The organism is Actinoplanes sp. NPDC051633 (genome assembly GCF_040681735.1).
Lineage (GTDB): Bacteria > Actinomycetota > Actinomycetes > Mycobacteriales > Micromonosporaceae > Actinoplanes.
In genome coordinates, this window is the sequence record NZ_JBFAZH010001070.1 from 1 (window position 1) to 2,645 (window position 2,645).

A 2,645-nucleotide genomic window follows, 5' to 3' on the forward strand; every position below is an offset into this window, starting at 1 on the left:
GCCCCGGCCACCATGCTGGTGCAGCACGCCCGCGGCGCCGACACCCACCTGGCCGTGTCGGCGTCCACCTGCATCGCACTGTTCCTGCTCGTGCTGGCCCGGATGGCCGGTCTGGTCGCGACACAGCGGCACGCGGCGATCACCGACGGCCTCACCGGTTTGCGGACCCGCCGCTTCTATGAGGAAGGCCTGCGAACGGAGGCCGAGCGGTCCGCACGCAGTGGCGCCCCGCTGGCCGTCCTCCTGCTCGACATCGACCACTTCAAGAAGGTCAACGACACCTACGGCCACCACGGCGGCGACCGGGTCCTCTGCGAGGTCGCCCGCCGCCTCGGCGAGTTGATACGTCCCGGCGACCTGGTCGCCCGCTACGGCGGAGAGGAGTTCGCCGTCCTGCTTCCCAACACCACCCCGGAACAAGCGGTGGACGTCGCCGAGCGGATCCGCCACGGCATGGCGACCACACCGATCGCCGTCACACCCACCACCCTGGCCAACGTCACCATCTCCGTGGGCTGCGCCGCCATGCCGGCACACTGCGCCACCCGCGAGGACCTCGTCCTCACCGCCGACACGGCCCTCTACGCGGCAAAGGCAGGCGGCCGCAACCGCGTCGTCAGCGCCCAGTCGATCAACACACAGTCGATCAACGCACAGTCGGCCGACCGGATGCTGTAGCCCGCGACCGCCGATCCATTGCCGCCACCGTTCTGGATCGGCCACAACCGCCTGCTCGGCACCGCCGGCCGAGTCGGAAGATCGGCGCGAATACGTCGCACCTCCCGCAGATCCCCACGGGGCCGGTGGTCGCCGGTGGACAGGATTCCGCCAGGACGCAAACCTGCCGAGTCACGATGAGCAGATCTTTGGCGGACCCGCTTCCGCGCCAGCCGTGCCGATACTCCCAGGCGTGATCCGGGAGAGCAGGCTGGCAAGCTGCATGCGGCCGCGGGCGGCGTCCAGCAGCCGCGCCATAATCACGTTGCTCGGCACCGGAAGCACCTTGACGCGCTGCCGGAGGTCCGTGATCAGCGACGCCACCAACGCCCGCACCACGCCTGCGAACACGACCGTGTCGTCGACGTTGAGGCAGGTGTCGGCGACCCGTACCTGGATGGTGAGGTTGCCGGGCGAGAGCCAGGCCAGGAAGTAGATGCTGGAGGTGTCCCAGGCGGCGCCCGCGGCCACCAGCGCACGCACCGCCTGGTCGTACCGCTCGGCGCTGGCCCAGACGCCCCGCGGCCGGAACGTCGGCCGGCACAGCTGGGCGTGGTAACGGGGTAACTGGCCCAGCCGGAGTCGGTGCCGTACGTGATCGGTCGCATCAAGACGTTGCTCGTCCGGTTCGGCGGTCTGGGCGTCGCGTTGGCTGCCAGCGGCGTTCTGCTCGGCGCTCCGGTCGGCGTCGGCGCCATGGCATCCGAGGCGCCCGTGCCGATGGCGATGGCGTGGCCTCACGCTCAGCGCGCAGTGACCCTCGCGACCCTGCCCGACGGATCGGCATACCAGCCCGGGATGTTCTTCGACGCCCGCACCTCCGTCGGCACCGCCGTGACTCCGGACGGCAAGTCCCTGCGCCTGCTGATCGTCGGTGCGGGCCAGCCCGTCCGCCAGCTGCGCAGTGTGCCGTTCAGCCGCGGTCCTTCCTTTCAGACCTTCGCCACGGCCGGCGGCGTGCTCATCTGGGCGGAGGGATCCCGCGGCGCGATCCGGATGTGGCGCGCCGGCCTGCGGGACCGCGAACCGCCGCGGCTGCTGACCGCCGACGGCGGCGCCGCCACTTACGGCTCGGACCATGACATGGTCGTCGACAAGGGCACGCTGCACTGGACCGTCTCCCGCGGGGACGTCACGGAGGTGCGATCGATCCCGGTGATCGGCGGGCCGGTACGCACGCGCACCGTACCCGGCAGGTGGAAGATGTCGGCGTGGCCGTGGCTGATCGACGGGGTCACCGCGACCGCGGGGACCACGCGGCTGCGGAACATCGAGACCAACCAGGAAGTACGCGTGGCAGCGACGGGTTCGCGCTCGGTGACGCAGTGCTCCCCCACCTGGTGCCGCGTGGTGAAGCTGACTCGCGACGGCACCCGCATCGACCTGATGCGACCCGACGGCGGCGGGCGCCGGTTCGTCGCCGGGGACACGGCTCAGACGGTGATCACCGACGTGGTGCCGCTGGACGGCTACGAGATGTACTCCAAGCTGGGCCCCGATTCCGCTCTGACCGGCAACGTCCAGCTGCTGGCCTACGAGCTCGCCACCCGGCGCACGGTCGAGATCAGTCCCGACGCGAACCGGGTGTCGTACCGCAATGGTGTGCTGTCCTGGACCACGGGCAGCCTCAACACCTTCGTCTGGCACGCCTTGGACCTGCGCACGACCTAGCAGGCAGGTCGAAGCCCGGCCGAGATGCCTACCTGGAGACGTATTGCATGACTCCGGCGACCAGCCGGCCCGTCGCCTCGCGCGGCAGCGAGTAGAACACCCGCCGACCGTCGCGGCGGCGCCGCACCAGACCCGCATCGACGAGATGGCGCAGGTGGTGCGACACCGCCGTGGCGTGTGCCGGGATCGACTCGGCCAGTGCGGACGGGGTGGCCTCTCCCTGCAGAAGCAGGACGAGGATGTGCAGGCGATGCCCG

4 protein-coding genes are annotated in these 2,645 nt (G+C 70.6%); 2 read left to right on the plus strand and 2 right to left on the minus strand.

The genetic code is table 11. From position 1 onward, the window contains the following. A partial coding sequence (locus AB0M20_RS37045) for a GGDEF domain-containing protein (protein WP_364305404.1) occupies positions 1-678 on the plus strand: 678 nt, incomplete at its 5' end. A 171-nt stretch (positions 679-849) separates the two neighbouring features. Here AB0M20_RS37045 and AB0M20_RS37050 read toward each other — a convergent pair. Continuing rightward, a complete protein-coding gene (locus AB0M20_RS37050; RefSeq protein WP_364305406.1) occupies positions 850-1,200 on the minus strand; it encodes a hypothetical protein in 351 nt (116 codons plus the stop codon). A 111-nt stretch (positions 1,201-1,311) separates the two neighbouring features. On the opposite strand from AB0M20_RS37050, the gene AB0M20_RS37055 reads away from it, so the two are divergent. After that, positions 1,312-2,388, plus strand: coding sequence for a hypothetical protein (locus AB0M20_RS37055; protein ID WP_364305408.1), 1,077 nt, complete (start codon positions 1,312-1,314; stop codon positions 2,386-2,388). 28 nt (positions 2,389-2,416) lie between these two features. Here the strand turns inward: AB0M20_RS37055 and AB0M20_RS37060 are convergent. Beyond that, on the minus strand, positions 2,417-2,645 hold a 229-nt coding region (locus AB0M20_RS37060; RefSeq protein WP_364305409.1), incomplete at its 5' end, for a metalloregulator ArsR/SmtB family transcription factor.